The organism is Agromyces excoecariae, assembly GCF_051715505.1.
Taxonomy (GTDB): Bacteria; Actinomycetota; Actinomycetes; order Actinomycetales; family Microbacteriaceae; genus Agromyces.
In genome coordinates, this window is the sequence record NZ_JBPSLA010000011.1 from 1 (window position 1) to 20,152 (window position 20,152).

The 20,152-nt window shown below is 72.1% G+C and carries 11 protein-coding genes; all 11 read right to left on the bottom strand.

Features of this window, described 5'->3' with window-relative positions:
* Positions 1-80: 80 nt before the first annotated feature.
* Positions 81-863 carry an ABC transporter permease gene (locus ACSJD1_RS10300; protein ID WP_438855484.1) on the bottom strand — a complete coding sequence of 261 codons (783 nt, stop codon included), beginning with the start codon at positions 861-863 and terminating at the stop codon, positions 81-83.
* A gap of 116 nt (positions 864-979) precedes the next feature.
* Positions 980-1,891 (bottom strand): ABC transporter permease, encoded by a 912-nt coding sequence (locus tag ACSJD1_RS10305; protein ID WP_438855222.1) that lies wholly within the window; start codon positions 1,889-1,891, stop codon positions 980-982.
* Positions 1,892-1,894: 3 nt separating this feature from the next.
* On the bottom strand, positions 1,895-3,094 hold the full coding sequence (locus tag ACSJD1_RS10310) for an ABC transporter ATP-binding protein (RefSeq protein ID WP_438855485.1): 1,200 nt from the start codon (positions 3,092-3,094) through the stop codon (positions 1,895-1,897).
* Positions 3,094-4,311 (bottom strand): ABC transporter substrate-binding protein, encoded by a 1,218-nt coding sequence (locus ACSJD1_RS10315; RefSeq protein ID WP_438855223.1) that lies wholly within the window; start codon positions 4,309-4,311, stop codon positions 3,094-3,096. The genes ACSJD1_RS10310 and ACSJD1_RS10315 overlap by 1 nt, the downstream gene beginning before the upstream one ends.
* A gap of 89 nt (positions 4,312-4,400) precedes the next feature.
* Complete coding sequence (locus tag ACSJD1_RS10320; RefSeq protein WP_438855224.1) at positions 4,401-7,418, bottom strand: FtsK/SpoIIIE domain-containing protein; 3,018 nt, start codon at positions 7,416-7,418, stop codon at positions 4,401-4,403.
* A 103-nt stretch (positions 7,419-7,521) separates the two neighbouring features.
* Entirely contained in the window at positions 7,522-8,013 is a 492-nt protein-coding gene (locus ACSJD1_RS10325) for an FHA domain-containing protein (protein ID WP_438855225.1), read from the bottom strand.
* A gap of 146 nt (positions 8,014-8,159) precedes the next feature.
* Entirely contained in the window at positions 8,160-10,496 is a 2,337-nt protein-coding gene (locus tag ACSJD1_RS10330; protein ID WP_438855226.1) for a transglutaminase domain-containing protein, read from the bottom strand.
* On the bottom strand, positions 10,493-11,875 hold the full coding sequence (locus tag ACSJD1_RS10335; RefSeq protein ID WP_438855227.1) for a DUF58 domain-containing protein: 1,383 nt from the start codon (positions 11,873-11,875) through the stop codon (positions 10,493-10,495). The genes ACSJD1_RS10330 and ACSJD1_RS10335 overlap by 4 nt, the downstream gene beginning before the upstream one ends.
* Entirely contained in the window at positions 11,872-12,843 is a 972-nt protein-coding gene (locus ACSJD1_RS10340) for an AAA family ATPase (RefSeq protein WP_438855228.1), read from the bottom strand. Before ACSJD1_RS10340 ends, ACSJD1_RS10335 begins: the two co-directional genes overlap by 4 nt.
* 19 nt (positions 12,844-12,862) lie before the next feature.
* A complete protein-coding gene (locus ACSJD1_RS10345; protein ID WP_438855229.1) occupies positions 12,863-18,727 on the bottom strand; it encodes an Ig-like domain-containing protein in 5,865 nt (1,954 codons plus the stop codon).
* Positions 18,724-20,136 carry a serine/threonine-protein kinase gene (locus ACSJD1_RS10350; RefSeq protein WP_438855230.1) on the bottom strand — a complete coding sequence of 471 codons (1,413 nt, stop codon included), beginning with the start codon at positions 20,134-20,136 and terminating at the stop codon, positions 18,724-18,726. The genes ACSJD1_RS10345 and ACSJD1_RS10350 overlap by 4 nt, the downstream gene beginning before the upstream one ends.
* Between the last annotated feature and the right edge of the window lie 16 nt (positions 20,137-20,152).

Genomic DNA, 20,152 nt, shown 5'->3' on the forward strand with positions numbered 1-20,152 from the left:
GGCCGCGCGGGCGGCGCCCCCCCCCCGCGGGCGGCCCCCCCCCCCGGGGGGGGGCCCCCCCCGCTCCGTCGCTTCGGCGGTCAGCCCATCTCTGCTGCGAGCCGTTTGGCGCGGACGGCGCGCGACACCTGGGCGATGATCACGAACGCGAGGGCGACGATGAACACCGCCGACGCGATGACGTTCGCCTCGGCCGGGATGCCTCGCGACGCCGAGATGTAGATGTACTTCGGGAACGTCGTCACGGAACCGGAGTTGAAGTTCGTGATGATGAAGTCGTCGAAGCTCAGGGCGAACGACAACAGTGCAGCGGCCACGATGCCCGGTGTCAGCAACGGGAACGTGATCCGCCAGAACACCTCGCGAGGCGAGCCGTACAGGTCTCGTCCGGCCTCCTCGAGCGCCGGGTCGAGGCTCGCCACACGGGCCTTGACCGTGACCACGACGAAGCTGATGCAGAACATCGTGTGCGCGAGGATGATCGTCAGCATGTCCTTCGGCACGCCGACGGCGAGGAACTGCGCCGCGAGGCCGGCGCCGAGGACCACCTCGGGCGTCGCCATCGGCAGGAACAGCAGGAGGCTGATCGCCGACCGGGCCCGGAAGCGGTAGCGGACCAGCGCGATCGCGATCATCGTGCCGAGCGTCGTCGCGACCACCGTGGACACGAGGCCGATGAGGATGCTGTTGCCGAACGCCTCGCACACCGCGCCGCCCTCGACGTTGCAGACGTTCAGCCACTTGTCGAAGGTGAACCCGCGCCAGGCGATGTTCGACTTCAACGAGTCGTTGAACGAGAACACGAAGGTGTAGGCGATCGGGATCAGCAGGAAGATGAACGCCAGCGTCACGTAGATGGGCAGGAGCCAATCGCCGAGCCCGACCCTGCGTCGACGCGGCTGCTGGGGCCCGCGCCGATCCTCGAGCTCCTCGCTCTCGGTGAGGCCGCCGAGGACGGCCGCCGCCTGGACTTCGCCGCTCACAGCAGGTCCTCCGTTCCGGATCGCTTCACGTAGATGCCGACGAGCAGGAGGATCGCCGCCATGAGAATGATCGAGAGCGCCGCGGCCGCCGGGTAGTTCAGCAGCACGAGGAAGTTCGCCTCGATCACGTTGCCCATCATCTGCGTATCCGGACCTCCGAGGAAGTCGCGGCTCGCGTTCACGTAGTCACCGGCCGCAGGGATGAACGTGAGCAGCGTGCCCGCGACGATGCCGGGCATCGACAGGGGGATGGTGACCTTGCGGAACACCGTGAAGGCGTTCGCGTACAGGTCGCTGCCGGCCTCGAGGTAGCGCGTGTCGAGGCGCTCGAGCGTCGTGTAGAGCGGCAGCGTCATGAACGGGATGAAGTTGTACGTCAGGCCGAACACGACCGCGAACGGGGTCCCGGCGAAGTAGGCGTCCGGCGCGATCAGCGACAGGGCCTTGAGCGAGGTGATGATGATCGACTCGTCCGAGAGGATCTGCTTCCACGCGAGGGTGCGCAGCAGGAAGCTGATGAAGAACGGGGCGATCACGAGCACCAGGAGCAGGCTCTGCAGCAGCGGCCGTCGACGCGCCTTGACGCCGATGAAGTACGCGATCGGGTAGCTGAACAGGAGCGCGAACACGGTCGCGAGCAGGGCGTAGCCGAACGATCGGAGGATGTGCGGCCAGTAGTCCTGGATCACGGTGACGTAGTTCTGCCAGTTGAACGCGTAGTCGTACACGCCGATGTCGCCGAACTCGCTCGGGGCCTGCAGCGAGGTCAGGATCAGCGAGATGAGGGGCGTCAGGAAGAACAGGACGAGGTAGAGGATGCCGGGCAGGAGGAGGAAGAGCGCGATGGGGCTCTTCCTCCGCGTCGCCTGGGGCTGCGCCTCCGTCGTCGCGAATGCTGCGAAGGCCATGGCTCAGTTGCCCTCGAGCTCCGTGATGAGCGCTTCCCGGCGCTGCACCGCGATGGACTGCGTATCGGCGTCGGCGGGGAAGCGCGACGACTCGTCGGGCTCGTCGGCGAGCCCGAACCCGTGCTCGACGTCCCAGCTCAACCAGACCTCGGAGCCCTCGTGGGCGACCGGCCCGAACGTCATGTTCTGCGCGAACACCGAGATCGTGCTGACGCCCGGGACGGCGACGATGTACTCGGTGCTCACGCCGGCGAACGAGACGTCGATGACGCGGCCGGGACCGAGCAGGTTGCGACCGGCGACCTCCTCGGGCTGCTCCGCATGCAGCGTGACCTTCTCGGGGCGGACGCCCACCGTGACGAGCCCCTGGTGACGCTGCGATCGGGCCGTCGGTACCGTGAGGCGGTGCCCGCCGGCGTCGACCGTCATCGCCGTGTCGGTCGTGCCGACCACGTCACCCGTGAACAGGTTCGACTTGCCGAGGAAGTTCGCGACGAATGTCGTGCGCGGCAACTCGTAGAGCTCTTCGGGTGCCCCCATCTGCTCGATCGCGCCCTTGTTCATGACGGCGACCGTGTCGGCCATCGTCATGGCCTCCTCCTGGTCGTGCGTGACGTGCAGGAAGGTCAGGCCGACCTCCTCCTGGATGGTCTTCAACTCGAGCTGCATCTGGCGACGCAGCTTCAGGTCGAGGGCACCGAGCGGCTCGTCGAGCAGGAGCAGTGCCGGCCGGTTCACGATCGCACGAGCGAGTGCGACTCGCTGCTGCTGCCCGCCCGACAGCTGCGCGGGGCGACGCTGGGCGAGGTGGTCGAGCTCGACGAGCCTCAGCGCCTCGTGCGCCTTCGCCTCGGCGTCGCCGATACGGCGACGCTTCAACCCGAACGCGACGTTGTCGATGATCGACATGTGCGGGAAGAGCGCGTAGCTCTGGAACACCGTGTTCACGGGGCGCTGATGCGCCTTCGTGTCCGTGACGTCCTTCCCGCCGATCACGATTCGTCCCGCGGTCGGCTCCTCCAGTCCTGCGACCAGTCGCAGTGTGGTCGTCTTCCCGCAACCCGACGGGCCGAGCAGGGCGAAGAACGACCCGGCCGGGATGGTGAGGTCGAGTTCCTCGATCGCCGTGAAGCCCGGGAACCGCTTCTGGATGCCGACCAGCTCGAGGTCTGCGCCGCTCTCGGCGAACTCTCGGATCGACATCACGAACCCAGGAGGATCTGCTGGAACTGCGTCTGGTACTTCTGCTCCTCGGCGCCGGAGAGCGCTCGGAAGATGAACGCGTTCGAGAGCGTCTCCTCGTCGGGGAAGATGAGCTGGTTCTCGGCGAGCTCGGGGTCGATCGCGACGGCGGCCTCCTGGGCACCGACGACGGGGGTGATGTAGTTCACCCACGCGGCGACCTCGGCCGCGACCTCGGGCTCGTAGTAGTAGTTGATCAGGGTCTCGGCATTCGTCTTGCGCGGCGAGCCGATGGGGATCAGGAAGTTGTCGTTCCACAGCGTGCCGCCGGCGGTGGGGATCGCGAACTGCCACTTGTCGCCGGCCTCCGCGTTCAGGACCGTGATGTCGCCCGACCAGCAGATCGCCGCGAGGGTGTCCTCACTCTTCAGGTCCTCGAGGTAGGAGTTGCCCTTGATGTTGCGGATCTGGCCGTTGGCCACCTGCTCGTCGAGGATCTCGATGGCCGCATCGAACTCCGCGTCGCCCCAGTCGGGGCTCGAGATGTCCACGCCGTTCTGGAGCATGATGAGACCCATCGTGTCGCGCATCTCGGAGAGCACGCCGACGCGGCCCTTCAGCTCCGAGTTCCACAGGTCCTCGACGGTCTCGAGCCCGCCGGGGACCTTCTCGGTGTTCCAGCAGATGCCGGCGAACCCGCCCTGCCACGGGAGGGAGAACTTCCGCCCCTCGTCGAAGCTCGGGTTCGCGAGTGCGGGAGCGAGGTTCGCGATGTTCGGGATGTTGGCGCGGTCGAGCTCCTGCGTGTACCCGAGGCGGATCCAGCGCGACACCATCCAGTCGGTGAGGCACACGGTGTCGGCGCCGATGTCCTGGCCGAGCGCGAGCTGGTCCTTGACCTTGCCGTAGTAGGTGTTGTTGTCGTCGACCGCGACCTCGTAGTTGACCGAGATGCCGGTCTCCTCCTCGAAGGCCACGAGCGTGGGGTAGTTGCCATCGTCGTCCTCGTCGATGTATGCGGCCCAGTTCGCCCAGTTCAGGGTCTTGTCCGTGTCGGACGTGTCGGCCGCCGCGGTGGGCTTGGCCTGGCCGCCGCCGGTCGAGCAGGCGGCGAGGGCGAGCGCGGAGGCGCCGGCTCCCGCACCGGCGAGGAGCCCGCGACGCGACAGCTGCGCCTGACGGGCTTGCGCGACGAGGGCGCGGACGACGGGGTCCTGGGGAAGGGGACGGCTGCTCACGAGGTCTCCAATCGACATGCATGCGCGTGCAGGGGTGCGAAGATACTGACACACTGCGTGGCGGAAAGCAGCAGATGATGTCCGAATCGTTAATTTCTGCGAACATCACGCACGGAATCAGTACTTGATTCCGGTTCTGACTGACGGAATCCGTCGTATTCCGGCGGCCATGCCGCGCGTTCCATCGTCCGGTCGGCTCGGACGCGCCAGCACTGGTCGCGATCGGCGTCGAGCAGGGGCGGGAGGCCCGCTTCGCGGGCCAGTGTGCGCAGTTCCGGCCCGCCCCCGTGGACCACGAGGTCCGCCCGTGCGCGCGCCGCAGCCACGAGGCTCCACTCGGCCGCCCAGGCGTCGGCGTCGCCGACGATGATCACGCGCGAGTCGCCGACGCCGCCGCCATCGAGTTCCTGCCTCGCGCGCCGTGCCGCATCAGGACCGTCGGCCAGGCGGATGACCCGGTCGCCCGGGACGATCCGATCGAGCGCGTCCGCGTCCGCGCCCGGCCGAGCGGAGGCGAGCGCGACGTGGCGGGCCGGGTCGAGTCGCAGTGGTGCGGCGTCGATCCGCGACGACGCGGCCGAGGTGCGCTCGGCGTGCAGGAACTGGGCGGCGCGTCCGAACCACTGCCCCGCCCCGGGAGGTGCGTCCGCCCGATGCAGGCGACCCTCTCCGCCGGCGTGGACGAGATCAGCGCGACTCGGGTGCCTCAGAAGGACATCGACGGGCGCTGCGTCGCGGAAGCCCGTGCCGAGTGCGCCCGTGCGTCCCGCCGAGAGGACGATCGCGGGCCCTCCGGCCCGGACCGCCCGCATGAGGTCGGCCACCGTCGCGAGCGCGGCGAGGCGGTGCTCGTCGGGCCATCCCGCGAACCGCAGGTCGACGTCGTCGACCACGACGAGGCGTGGGACCGGCTCGCCGACCTCCGGCGACGCCCCGGCCGCGTCCCGGAGCGCAGCGAGCGCATCCCACACCGCGCTGCGCGCACCCTCCAGGCGCAGCACCGCGTCGGCGCCGTGGCGACGCGAGACCTGCATTGCGAGCGCGTCGAGGAGTTCGGTCCGACCCGAGCCCGGCGCACCGAGCACGACGAGCGGGCCGTCGACCTCCGGTGTCCACGACACCACGCTCCGGCGCTGCGCGTCGGGTTCATCGACCACGCCCAGGAGCAGCCGACGCGACTCCGCGGGCTGCTCCGTCGACGAATCGAGCGCGCCGGCCCCGACCACCGCGCCGACCTCGTCGAGCCCGATGCGCGTCGGCAGCGGATCGAGCCAGGGCCGGCGCGGCGGCGACGCGTGCGCATGCCTGGCGGCGACCAGGGCGATCGACTCCGGCTCGGCGAGCGCCGACTGGAACTCGACCACGCGGCCGTCCCCGGTGGCGACCAGCCCGCGACCCGGTCGTGCGGCGTCGAGGTGCGCAGCGCGATCGATGCCGAGCACCGCGATGCTGTCGGCCCGTTCGAGCACGCGCAGCGACACCCTGATGCCGCAGTTCGCGCTGACCTGCTCCCGCACGATGCCGTTCGGGCGTTGCGCGGCGAGCACGAGGTGCACGCCGAGCGAGCGGCCGCGGGCCGCGACATCCGCCACGACGGCCCCGAGCTCGCCGAAGCGCTCGATCATCGCCTGGAACTCGTCGACGACGACCACCAGTCGCGGGAGCGTCACCTCGCGGGGCAGGTCCGCGATGCTCCGGACACCCGACGCAGCGAGCACGCGCTCGCGGTGCCGGAGCTCGGCTCGCAGGCTCTCCACCGCGCGCGCCGCCTCGCGTTCGTCGAGATCGGTGACGAGTCCGGTCACGTGCGGGAGCCCGCGCACCGGCTCGAACGCCGCACCGCCCTTGAAGTCGACCAGCAGGAACGCCACGCGGTCCGGGCCGTACCGTGCGGACATCGCCGTCAGCCATGCGACGAGCAGTTCGCTCTTGCCGCTGCCCGACGTGCCCGCGACGAGCGCGTGCGGACCGTCGACGAGGTCGATCGCGAGCGGCCCGTTCGCAGCGATGCCCACCGTCGCCGCGAGGCTCGACCGATCCTCCGCCGGTTCTGCGTGCGCCAGCAGTGCGGCAAGGTCCGCGGTGCGCGGCAACTCCGCCGGGTCCGGTGCCGCCCCCGTGCGCACCGCGATCCGCGCGAGCCGGTCCGCGGCGCTCCTCGCCTCGGCATCGGACATCAGTTCAGGCACCATCGCACGTGGGGCGGCTCCGATGGCCCGGACGAGTGCGTGTCGCGGTGAGGTCACCTCGACCACCGTCCGCACGCCGGGCGGGAGGGCCGCGGCCACGGGCGCGACGGCGATCATGCCGACGTCGGCGATCGGGCGTTCGATCGCGTCACCACGCCGGGCGCGATCGACAGCCCCGGCATCGGCATCCGCATCCGCATCCACGATGCGGACCACGGCCGTCCCCGGTCCGGACGCCCGATGCGGCAGCCGGGCGAGCCAGTCCCACGCCGCCCTCGGGCCGACGATGCGGCACTCCACAGGCCCCGTCGCCTCGGCCACCTGCAGGATCGCGGCGCGCGCCGCCGCACGCGCGAGCGACGGCACCCCGACGAAGCCGACGCCATCGACGAGCCTGACGCACACCGGCGCATCGGCGAGCACGGCCGCCTCGGCCACCAGGCCGAGGGCGTCGGGTTCGTCGACCGTCGCCCCGTCGATCGACACCCGGCTCGCAACCGGCCCCGACCCGATCGCCACCACCTCGGGCGGCCGCGAACCCCAGGCCGGAGCACCGCGTTCCGGCAGCGATCGGGCGGCGGGCGTCGCTCGCCACGCCGCCACCCGCTCGAACTCATGGCGCCGTGCGACCTCCGCCCGGAGGCGCGCCAGGGCCTCGCCGCGGGAGATGGACCGGGCATGACGCGTCCGACGCGCGGACCGCCGTGCGTCGAGCATGGCGGCAACCGCCACGATCGGGCCGAGCGCGGCGAACGCGAGCGAGGCCATCGATCCGGTGATCGCCCAGATGGCCACGGCGCCCGCGACCGGTGCGGCGGATGCGATCCACGGGAACGAGGCACGTGGCGGCTCCGGCGGGAGCGGCGGAAGGTGGAGCGTCGGCAGCGCGTCGAGGCTCGGCACGGGGGCATCCGTCATCCCTCGAGCAGAGCACGCGAGCGCCCCTCATCCGAGCGGTCGGTGCCGGCGGTGCGGCCGATGCTCGCGATCAGTCCGCCGTGGAGGACGGGCCGCGCCGAACTCAGGCGACCACGAAGGCCTGCTCGCCGATCTCGACCCGGCTTCCCCTGGGCACCAGCACCCGGCGGCCGGGCTCGCACCGGACTCCCCCCTCTCCAGGGCGGCGCACGACCGTGCCGTTCGCGGAGAATCGATCGGCGACCCAGAGCTCGCCCTCGTGCTCCCCGAACTCGAGGTGGGTCTTCGAGACCGACAGCCCTCGGTCCACGATCTGGACGAGGTGGTCGAACGTCTCCCCCGGCTCGGCGAGGGGCCTCCGTCCGACCAGCCCACTCCCGCCGACGGTCACGACCTCGCCGGTGGTGAAGGTGAGCACGTACCGGGCGGATGGCTCGGGTGCAGTCTCCCGCGCGGGGGGCGAATCCGCCGATGCGCCGGATCGCGCCGTCGGCGGGACCTCGGGTCGCTCGCCCGCCTCGGCCTCGGCCTCGGTCGTGTCGGCGGCCTCCACCGGCTCGGCGTCGCCGGTCTCGCCCAGCGACACGCTGAGCACTCCGGACTCCGACCGGTGGATGACGAACGTGTCCCCGGGCCGGGGGTCCTGGGGGCGCCTCGACTCGGGCGTCGCAGACGTCGAGCTCCCGCACTCGCCGCAGAACATGGCGCCGTCGGGAAGCGCCGCGCCGCAGATCCGACAGGTCACGTTCCGGCCCCCCTCCGCGAGCCAGCGTAGCCGCCGAGCGAACCGAGCGAGACGCGCGCCTTCGCGCGTTCGAGCCAGGATCGCGGCTCGTCCATGCGGCGCTGCAGCTCTTCCACGGCCGCCCAGACACGCTCGTCGTCGCCGTCGCCCGGTCCGTCGGGTCCGTAGACCGCCCGGTCGACGACGGCGGCGAGCACCGCCGGCCCCAGGCCGCCGACGACCGCCGCCTGCTCGGCGCGGGTCGCGGTCTGAGCCATCGGGTAGCCGTAGTCGGTCGCCTGGTCGGCGAATTCCTCCCAGCCGCCCTCGATCCGCTCGGCGGGGGTCGACGCTCCGCGCCGCAGGCGACGGCGGCGGGTCTTCGCGGCGATCACCGCAAGGAAGGGGCTGGCGAGGAGGGCGAATGCGGCGAGCACCAGACCCGCGATGCGGAGCACGGCGAGGGCCGCGTCGAGCCAGGCGTTGCCCCGGTCCGGATCCTCCGAACCGGAATCCGGCTCGGCCGCGAGGTCGTCGACTGGCGTCGGGTCCTCCGGCGGCGGAAGCGCGGACTGCGGGCGCGAGACGACGGTCGGCTCGTCGGGCTGCCGCTCCGGGATCGGTCGGACCTCCGGATTGGGATCGATCGCGATCCACGCGCCGTCCTCCGTCTGCACCTCGATCCACGCCCGCAGGTCGGCGCTTCGGAAGACGACGGCGCCGCTCCCGGCGTCCGCGCCGTCATCGACGGCCGGCAGGTACCCGACGACCACGCGCGCCGGGAAGCCGATCGCCCGGGCGAGCATCGCCGCCGCGACGGCGTACTGTTCTCCATCCCCGACCATCGGCTTGGCGGTCGCGAGCTCGGAGATCCGATCGAGGGCATGGCCGGACCGGCTGGGGACCTCGTCCTCTCCGACGCCGTGACTGACGTAGCCCTCGCGGTGGAATCCCTCGACGACTGCCGCGAGTCGCACACCCGGTTCGTCAGAGGATCGCGTCCACCGCTCGAGGAGCCGAACGAGCGCATCCGGCGGATCAGGCGACTCGGGCAGGACCGCGCCGCCCGGGCGGAGCCCGGCGAGGTCGACCGGCTCGATCCAGGCGATCGAGTCCGCCGTGTACCCGTCCTCGCTCCGCAGGCCCGAGCGCACGCCCGCGGTGCCGGTCACGTCGTTGTACGCGAACTCGTCCTCGAGGGTGCTCGCGCGCGGGCCGGAGAACGCGATGCGCTCGAGTTGGCCCACGCCCGGCACCCAGACGTCGTCATAGGCGAGGACCGCGACCTCGAGACGAACCGACTCGCCCGGCGTCGCCGACTGGTCGAGTCGATACGGCAACCGCGAGAACTGGCCCGATGCGCCCGAGCGGTCGCTGCCACCGACCGAGTAGACGATGCCGTCGTAGGTGTCGAGCGTCGCGATCCGCAGGCCCGCGCCATCCGGGAGCCCCTCGACCCGGAGCATCTCGACGTCGGCGACCTCGGGAGCGAAGGCCGCTCTGAACGCGGCGAGCGGGCTCTCGTGATCGTTCGGCTCGAACGGCGGGCGCAGCTCCGCCCTCACCACGTCACGCGGCCCTGGCGGGAGCGCGAACGTCGCCGCGGTCGCTCCGACGAGCGCGACCGCCGCGACGACGGTCGCGCCGATGATCCGCCGCACGTCGGCCAGCGTCGACTCCGCCGAGCGCTCGACCACGGCCCTCCGGCGCTCCGCGATGCCGACGCGCACGAGCCAGGCGAGCGCGGCGATGAGGAAGGCGACGCCCGCCTCGAACGCGGCCTCGTCGTGCACCACGCCGAGCACGATCCCGGCGACGAGCAGGACCGCGGGCGGGAGCAGCGCCACGGCCGGTCTCGACGTGCGCAGGGCGATCGTCACGGCCGTCGCCGTCGCGACGATCCCGAGGAGGAACGGCGGGACGAGCAACGACTGGTACGACCCGACCGGAACGGAGATCGTCACCAGCTGCTTCCACGACAGCGCCATCGCGGCGACGAGCTCCACGAGCCCCTCCGCGGTCGGCAGAACCTCGGCATAGGCGCTCGTCGGTACGGCCACGGGCACCCCGAGCACGAGGTAGGCGCCCCCGATGGCGGATACGACCGCCCACGACGGCCACGACCACGCCGCGCCGGCGAAGCCGATCGCCGCCCCGGTGAGGATCGCAATGCCCGACGCGTGGACGAACGCCGGGCTCTCGTAGATCGGCCACCAGGGGAGCATGGCGGCGGCCACCAGGGCGATGATCATCGACGTGCTGACGATCGCCGAGCCGAGGCTCGACCCCGCGATGCGGAGGCGCACCCGACCTCGCGAGGAGCGCTCGCGGCGTGCACCGGCGATCGCGCTCATGCGACCGATGCCGTCCTCGCGAGCATCGCCGTGAGGTCCTCGAGGTACCCGATCCCGTAGACCGACAGGCCGCCGACGGATCGTGCGCTGGCCTCCCCCTCGGCCGAGCAGCGAACCGCCACGGTCTCGATGCCGAGCGGGAGGCGCGATGCCGCCTGACGCAGGTCGCCCACCGCGCGTGCCCCGCCGGTGACGACGAACGCGAGCGACACACCCGAGATCGACTCCGCAGCCGCGCGCGCCATGTCGCCCAGGCTCGACGCACGGTCGTCGGGCTCGACGAGGCACAGCGCGTCGAGCAGCCGGTCGCGGGACGCGGTGGGCAGTTCCCCGATCGCCGGCTGCCGCCGTCTCGTCCCAGCGTCGCCGTTCGCGTGCGACGCCGCGGCGGTGCCGCGTCGGGTGACCGACTCGCGACGCACCCGCTCCCGCCCTGAGACCACGAACGCGAGACTGCGGGCATCCCGGATGGCTCGTGCACCGATGGATGCGGCGACGCTGACGGCGAGCTCGAAGTCCTCCTCGTCCTCGTACCCGTCCGCCGCGAGGTCGAGGAGCACCATCAGGCGGCTCCGCCGGGTCTCCTCGAACTGGCGCACCATGAAGGTGCCGGTCTTCGCCGAGCTGCGCCAGTGGATGTACCGCCGGTCGTCACCTGGCTGGTACTCGCGCAGCGCATGGAACGCGATGTCGCTCGCCGTGAGGTCGCGCGTGGGCGAGCCCTCGAGGTCGCGCAGGAAGCCGGTGCTGAGCGCCGACACGGCGATCGTGCGGGGGTGCACGTGGAGCATCCGCACCTCCGACCACACGATCTCCCGTCGCATCAGCCCGATCGGGTCCGCGCGCACCGTGCGGACCGGACCGACCGCGACGACGCCGCGGCGTTCCGTCGGGATCGACACGCGTTCGTCGAAGGTGCCGCCCCGGGGCAGCGCGGGCACGAATCGCGAGACGACCCGCCGACCGACCGGGACCTCGATCCGCGCCCCCGAGAAGCGACGGCGCCCGGGATTCCGCGCGACGAGGTGAGCCTCGGCGGACTCGCCGACCGCGACGCGCGGCACCGGGAGCGCGAGCTCGATCGCGCCGGCGCCGCGACCTGCGAGCCAGAGGGAGGCGAGCGCGATCACCACGACCGCACCCCATCCGACGATCGCGAGTTCGAGCCATCCGAACCCGTAGCCGAGGACCAGGGCGACGACGGATGCCGCGACCGCACCCCACCCGAGGGGCGTCACGACGCTCCGATCCGGGCGGGTCCACCGCTGGACCACGGAGGTCGCCCGTCGGATCGCGACGACCGCGCGCGCGATCGTCACCGCGAGCAGGCCCTGCTTGGCGGCCTCCTCGGGGATGGACGTGCGGGTCTGGAAGGTCACCCCGCCTGCCTCGCTGAGGGTGGCGGCGTCTCGATGAGCACCTGGGCGATCAGGTTCGATGCCGTCACGCCGTCGAACTCGGCCTCGGGATCGAGGATCAGTCGATGCGCGAGGACCGGCTCGGCGAGCGCCTTCACGTCGTCGGGCACGACGTAGTGGCGGCCGCGACCGGCGGCGTGGGTCTTCGCGGCGCGCACGAGGGAGAGCGCCCCGCGGACGCTCACCCCGAGTCGGACCTCGGTGGCGGTGCGCGTCGCGTCGACCAATCGGGACACGTAGTCGTTGATGGTGGGGTCCACGTAGACCGTGCGTGCGAGGGCCGCCATCTCGACGACCTGTTCGGCGTCGAGACGCGGCTGCACGCGGTGATCGTGTGCGCGCTGGTCCGTGCCCTCCAGGATCCGGATGGTCGACGCGTGATCGGGATACCCGATCGAGGTCCGCATCAGGAATCGGTCGAGCTGCGCCTCGGGAAGTCGGTACGTGCCGGCCTGCTCGACGGGATTCTGGGTCGCGATGACCATGAACGGGCGGCCGACGGCGTGGGTCTGGCCGTCCACGGTGACCTGTCCCTCCTCCATCACCTCGAGGAGCGCCGACTGCGTCTTCGGGCTCGCCCGGTTGATCTCGTCGGCCAGGACGATGTTCGCGAACACCGGACCCGGGTGGAACTCGAAGACCCCAGAACGCTGGTCGTAGACCGAGACGCCGGTGATGTCGCCGGGCAGCAGGTCGGGCGTGAACTGGACCCGGTTGCTCGATCCCGCGACCGATTGCGCCATCGCGCGCGCGAGTGACGTCTTGCCCGTGCCCGGGACGTCCTCGAGCAGGAGGTGGCCCTCGCTCAGCAGTGCGGTGAACGCGAGCCGGATGACCCGGTTCTTGCCGAGCAGGATCTCCTCGACCGCTCCCACGAGCTCGTCGAGGTTCGACGCGAACCGTGTGGCGTCCTCGGGGGTCATGGTCATGCGGTGCTCCTCGTGGGACTCATCGGGACTCGAACCTCGCGGTGACGCCCGCGACCTCAACATCCAACCAGACGGTGTCGCCCGGCTTCGCCCCGGCCACCTGGCAGGAGGTCGCGCTCTGGGCCGTGCGCCCGACCCGGTCGCCATCGGCCCCGCACCGGAAGGCGGCCGGGAGGCCGTTGTTCGCCGGCGCCGCCGTCCACGACCAGGTCGAGGTGGCCTCATCGTACGACCGACCCGGGAGCGCGAAGGTGAGGGTCGGCGACTCATCGCCCGGGAACGTGCCCGACCATGGTCCGCACGTGCCCCAGACCGTGCAACTGCGCACCTGGAAGCGCGCCGTCTGCCCGAACGGCCGGTTGAGCAGCTGGCGCAACCAGCCGGTGCCCGAGAAGTCCTTGGGCGAGCCGACGCGGGCGCCCGCGCCGTCGATCGCGACGATCTGGAGTCGCTTCGTGCCGCCGTCGACGCTGTCGATGTACCGGTCCCACGTCTCCGCGTTGGACCAGTCCATCGCGCTGTTGACGTCCTGGATCGCGCCCGGCGCCGGGCGCACCACGGTGGTGGTCACGTCGGTCGACACGCATCCGGCACGGTTCCAGCCCCAGACGACGAAGCCGTATCGCGCCGACTCGACGTTGGTGCCGCTGAACCGGACGCTCGACGCGCCGGGACCGACCCGCACCATCTCGGCCACGCTGCCGCCCACGGTGGGGGCGACCACCGTGCCGGGCGCGGGGGTCGTGACCGAGCAGGCCTGTGCGCCCCCTGGGACCGCCGTCTCCCCCTCGACCAGGCGCTGCACGAAGTACCCGCCGATGCCGTCGCCGTTCCCGTCGAAGGGCGGCCAGGACACGACGACCGTCCCCGCCGCGGAATCGGCATCGACCGAGATCCCGCCGGCGATCGGGGCACCGAAGGGCGTCCCGGTCGTGCTCGCCTCCGTCCACGCGGCGAGCGCGGGCAGCGCGCCGTTCCGCGCACTCACCGTGATGCCCACCGAGCCGCCGTTGGCCAGCCCCTGCGACTCGACCGAGCAGACGGACGCCGTGCAGGCGCGATCGGCGTCGAGCTCGACGGGGGAACCGGCGATCCACACGACGTAGGTGCTGACGGGACTTCCCGCACCGGCCGCGACGGGAACCCACTCGACTCGCAGCCGGCCGTCGAGCGGCACCGCTCGGAGTCCGGACGCTGCGGGCGGGATGACGTCGGACCAGACGGGGGTCGGGAGCTGCACCGCCTCGCCGAGCCCGATCGCGTTGCGCGCCTGGATGCGCACGACGACCGCGGCGCCGGGCCCGTTGCCGGGCGTGGGCACCGTGCAGGTGGTCGCCCCGCACTCCGAGGCGGCGAGCTCGTCCCCTCCACCGGGGTCCGACAGGCTGATCCGGTAGGCCTCGATCGGCGAGTTGTTCGACGCGCCGGCGCCGAACGAGAGGTCGAGCTCGCCGTCGCGGAATCCGGTCAGTCGCGCATCGGTGACGGGGTCGGGACGGTCCTGCACGGAGATGGTCACCGTGCCCCATGCGTATCGGCTCGAGTCGTTCGTGGCGTCGGCGACCTGGTACTCCAACGTGGTGTTGACCGGCTCGGCTCCGGGCGAGACCGTGACCGACAGGCGCGAGCGGTCCGCGTCGGGCACGACGGTCAGTCCCGCCGGCAGGTTCTCGGCCCCGAGCCCCCGAACCCGGATGACCCGCAGCGGCGTGCCGGGGAACGGGTTGCCGGCAGCGTCGTTGTCCAGCACGTCGACCGCGGTCGTCAGTCCGCGCGGGGCGACCGCGACATCCGGAGCAGGTCGCGCGAGCGGCCGGGTGGACGGAACGACGCGAAGTTCGATCCGACCGGGCGTGCCCTCCACCCCGTCGGCCGAGACGCCGACCGTGATCGAGGTGCGGGTGCCCTGCAGCGTCGACTCCGACGCGCGGACCCGGAGTTCCTGGCCGTCCAGCGCAGCCCCGAACCCGTCGGGAAGGTCCCCGATGAGGCGGAACTCGAGGTCGGCATCGTCGCCTCCCGGGAGGCTCGTGAGGCGTTCGAGGTCGATCGCCTTCTCCTGTCCGGGTTCGAAGTCGATGACGCCCCCCTCGAACGCGGGCGGCTGGCCGGCCCGCGGCGTCACCTCGATCGGGATGACGATGGTTCCGGTGCGCCCCTCGGGGTCGTCCGCCGAGTCGCCGTCCGTGACCGTGAAGGAGATGGACGCCGGACCGAAGTATCCGGGCTCGCTCCGGAACCGGACGGTGTCGGCGTCGACGGCGAGCTCGCTGTCATCGGAGTGGGACGCACGAACGGTCGCGGCGTCGGTGAGCCTGACCGGCCGGCCGGACGCGGCGACGACGTAGTCCTCGAGGTCGAGGACGACCTCCTCGCCGCTCGTCACCTCGACCGGCGGCGCGTCGGTGCGCAGCTGCGGCAGCGCGTCGTCCCGCCCCGGCACCCAGATGAACGCGTAGGCGCGCAGGTCGGGATCGTCGGGGTGCGCGACGGAGAACGGCACGATGCGACGCCGGTCCTGGACCGCGATCTGCACGGTGCCGCCGGACACGCGCGCCCCGTCGGAGTACCCGGGGACCAGCGCGACATCCGCGTCGGCGGCGTCGGCGTCGGCGATGAAGACCTCGTCAAGCACGTCGACGTCGACCTCCTCCTCGTCGAGCACGTCGGTGAGGCTCAGGGCGACGTCGGCCGCCTCCGGCCGGCTCAGCGGCGCGTCGGGGTCGGCGGTGATGCGCACGTAGCTCGACGCGCTCGCCTGTCGCTCGTTCTCGACGGTGTAGATCGCGCCGTACAGGCCCGGCCCGCTCGGGACGTCGACGACGACCATGTCGTCGACCTGCTCGACGGCCGCTCCCGGGGTGTTCGCCTCGACGCCGGTGAGCCGCAGCGCCGATCCGTCGGGGTCGGTGTCGTTCTCCAGGACGCGGACGGCGACGGTGCGTCCCGGTCGCACGGTCACCTCGTCCTCGATCGCCACCGGATGCCGCGCACCCTCCAGGCCGGGCGCGACGCCGACCCGCACGGTGCCGGTCGCCCGCGCGCCCAGGGCGTCGACGACGGTGTACGCGAACGTATCGGTTCCGGCGGAGTAGTCTCCGGCGCGGTACTCGAGCCAGTCCGTTCCGCGGTCGACGACGGTGCCGCGTTCCGGGTTGGACTCCTGGCCGATCAGCTGCACGGAATCGCCGTCCGGATCGATGCCTCCGAGTGCGATCGGGATCCGCACCGTACCGCCGGCGAGGACCCGCGCCGTCGCGGTGCGCGGGACGGGCGGCGAATTGCTCTCGATGTCGGCGTCGCGGACCGTGATCCGGACCGAGGCGGTCCCGAACTGCCCGTCGGGTCCCTCGACCCGGTAGACCGCCTCGAATTCGCCGGGTCGGTCCGGGGCGTGGTAGCGCAGGCGCGATCCGGAGGTGAACAGGAGCCCGGCCTCGGGCTGCTCGACGAGCTCGGGCGAGAGCGTCAACCGGTCGCCGTCGGGATGCTCGTCGTTGTCGAGCACCGGGATGTCGACGACGTCGCCGGTCCGCGCCGACGCGGTGTCGGCGACCGCGACGGGGGGCTGGAACTGCTCGGGGTTCGGCACCTCGACGACCGTGACCGATCCGGTCGCGTCGCCGAGGCCATTGCTCACGCGGTACCCGAACGTGGTGGAGCCGGTCGCGAGCGGCTGCATGAGCGTGACCCGCAGGACCCGATGCTCCACGATCTCGACCCGGAGCGCGGGGTCGATCGTGTCGGCGAGCCCGGTGATGATGAGCAGGCCGCCGGTGGGGTCGATGTCCGAGGCGAGGACGTCGACCTCCATGGGCTGCTCGAGCCGGAGGAACGCCGTGTGGGGCACCGTGACCGGGGTCGTGTCGCGTTCCGGGGGCGCCGAGACCTCGACGCGGACGAGCCCGGTGGCGGTGCGTCCCTCGTCGGTGACGGTGTACTCCAGGTAGTGCGTGCGCACGTCCTCGGTCCGGAACCGGAAGGTCCCGGCATCGAAGTCGGGGGTGATCACGGCCTCCGGCTTCGCCGGGACGGCGGTGAGGTGGGGCATCCCCGTGCCGCCGCGGACGTGGCGGAGCGGTTCGAGCTCGATCTCCTCGCCGGCGGTGGCGAGCGCCACGAACGACTCGGCGATCAGCGGCGCTTCGCCGGGCGCGCGCACGGCCACGACCAGGGCGCCGACTCCCTCGTCCCGTCCATCCGAGACGGCGAGCGAGACGGTCCGCGACGCCCCCTCGCCGGCCTCGTCGAACACCACGACGCCGTCGGCGGTCGAGGAGACGCGGTCCGGCGCGTCCACGCTCGCGCGGCGGAGGAAGATCGGATCGCCGTCCGGATCGACCCACTCCCCGAGCACCGCCGTCGTGACCCGTCCGCCCTGCTCGACGATCGCCCGGCTCTCGCGCACCTGGCGGGGCGCCTCGTTCTCCTCCGGAGGCCGCACCGTGATGCTGACGAGGGCCCGAGCCGTACCACCGCGGCCGTCGTCGATCGTGTAGCCGAACTCGAACGCGCCCTGGGCCGAATCGTCGAGCGTCACCTGCACCTGCTGTCGATCGGCGACGAGGTCGAGCCGGGCACCGTCGGGCAACTCGCCGTCGACGGCCGAGACCACCAGGACGTCGCCGTTGGCGTCGTAGTCGTTCAGGAGGACGGGAAGCAGCGTGGCCCGCCCGGGGCGGGCGCCGAACTCGTCGTCGAGGGCGACCGGAGCCACCTGGGCCTTCTCGATCGTCGGCGTCGCGTCCGGATCGTTCTGCTCGACCGTCTCGTCGTCACGTTCGATCGCGAGGAGGTCGTCCCAGTTGTCGATCAGGCCGTAGTCGCCGGATGCCGCCCAGGTCGCGCCCGATCGCCGGTCGTTCAGCACGACGGTCTCGCCGTTGGCCCGGAAGTCCGGCGACAGGGCCCCGTCGGCCCCGCGCAGGTCCACCGAGGCGCCGACGCCGCCGTCGCACTCGCGCCACGCCGTGCCGTCGCCCCACGCCGCGTGGCGGCAGCCCCCGTGGACGAACGGCGGCGCGGGCTCCCCGGCGTGTCCGTCGGCGAGCTCGACGGGTTCGGAGCCGTCGAACGGGAGCTCGAGCAACCGCTCGCGCGTCGACACGAGCACCCCGCCGCCCGCCGTCGCGGGCCGCTGGAGGACCGGTTCGTCGCCGGGACCCGCGAGCCCTTCGAGGGAGGTCGTCGCCCCGCCCTCGAACGTCACGACCGACGCATCCTCGTCGAGGATCGCCCACCTGCCCGCCACCGAGGTGATCTGGGTCACGACGTCGTCGTCGAGCGGTCCGAGCTGCCAGGTGGCCTGGGTCCGGTCGGGGTCTGCCGCCGACACGCGCGAGACGACGCCGGTGGTCGGCGTGTAGGCGAGGATGCGTCCCGATTCGTCGACCGAGATGGTCGAGCCTGCTCCGAACGACAGCGCGGGGTCGGCCTCGGCTGCGAAGGTGGCGAACTCGTCGACCGGCCAGACCCAGAGGTCGCCGCCCGCGGTGACGACGACCCGGTCGCCGGCCAGCGCGAGCTCGGCGTCACCGGGAACCGCGACGGTCGCCGTCACGGTCGACGTGGTCGGGTCGACGATGCCGACGCTGGCGCGATCGCGGTCGAGGACGAGGACCGTGGCACCGCTCTGGACGACCTCGGAGCGCGTCCCCCCGGTGTCGACGACGGCGTTCAGCTCGTGCACGGCGGTGTTCGCTCGTCCGACGGTCTGCAGTCCGTCGTTGGCCACCCACACGGAGGCATCCCCGAGGTCGACGCGCTGGGCCGTGTAGCCGCCGGATGCCACCGCGATCCCCGCCACGAGGGCGACGACGGCCGTGACCGACGCGCCGGTCACGATCGCGGAACGCCGTCGTGCCCACGCGGCCCGCAGGTTCATCGCGGCACCTCGTCGACCTCGGCGCAGCGCTCGGCGCTCGGCTCCCCGGTCCTGCCGTCGCGCCAGACGGTGACCGTGGCGCAGACGGTGCCCGGTTCATCGATGGTGACGGCGTACTCCGCCGCGCGCTGCGGTGCGGAGGACCGCCCCTGCACGGTGACGATGTAGGCGTCGCCCTGGCGCAGGCCCGGGTCGTCCCAGGTGAACTGCACCGTGCCGCCGTCGGTGCCGGCTCGCACGTCGGCGACGACCGGGATGTCGCTCGCGCTCCCCGCCACCGTGAGGAGTCCGGCGACGACGAGCCCGACGAAGACCGCGGCGGCGATCGCGACGCCCAGGATGAGTCGCCCGGTCGACGGCGGCGAGCTGCGCCCGCGCCCGGAGAGCGACCCCTGCGAGTGCGGGTCGAGGCTGCGCGGCGCCGCGCGGGACGCCCCGGACCGGCGTCGCCGCGAACGCCCCGACGACGCGGCCACGCTCGTGCCGGCCCCGATGCGCGTGCGCTCGTCGAGGTCGATGGCGGTCGCGAGCGCCCAGTCGTCCATCGCGACCTCGAGCTGCGTCTGCGGGAGGGCGAGCTCCTCCTCGACCGCCTGCAGGTCTCGGATGAACTCGAGGGCGCTCCCCTGGCGGTCGGCCGGCCGCCTGGACATCGCACGGGCGAGCACCGCCTCGAGGCTGCGCGGAACGTCGGGTCGGCCGGTGGGCGGCACCTTCGCCTTCTCGATCCGACCGACGAGGGCGACCGTGCCGTTGTCGCCGCCGGGGACCTCGAACGGACTGCGACCGGCGAGGAGCGAGTACACGGTCGCGCCGAGCGACCAGACTTCGCTCGCGACCGTCCCCGCGACCTCGTCGAGGAGGACCTCCGGGGCCGACCACGGCACGGACAGCCCGATCGCATCGCTCGCCTCGGCCTGGCCGAGCGTCGCGGCGATGCCGAAGTCGGAGAGCACGGGATGCCCGTAGGCGGTGGTCAGGATGTTCGACGGCTTGATGTCGCGGTGCAGCACGCCCTGCCGGTGCGCCGTCTCGACCGCGCTCGCGATCCGGACGCCGATCGAGAGCACCTCCGCGAGCGGGAGCTGGACGGCCCGGTAGCGCTGCCCGAGCGTCGCGGAGCAGTACTCCATGACGAGGTAGGGCCGGCCGTCGGCGGCGACGCTCGCCTGGTACACGGTGAGGATCGACGGATGGCTCGACAGCTGCGCCATCAGGTTCGCCTCGGCCTGGAACATCTGGCGCACTTCGTCGTTGACGACCTCGGTGAGCAGGACCTTCACCGCGACGAGGCGGCGCGGCATGTTCTGCTCGTACAGGAACACGTCGGCGAACCCGCCCGACCCGAGCACCCGGATGAACGAGAACCCGGGCAGGTTGGGCGGCGTTGACGGCAGTCGCCTCGACACGATCCTCCCGCCAGCC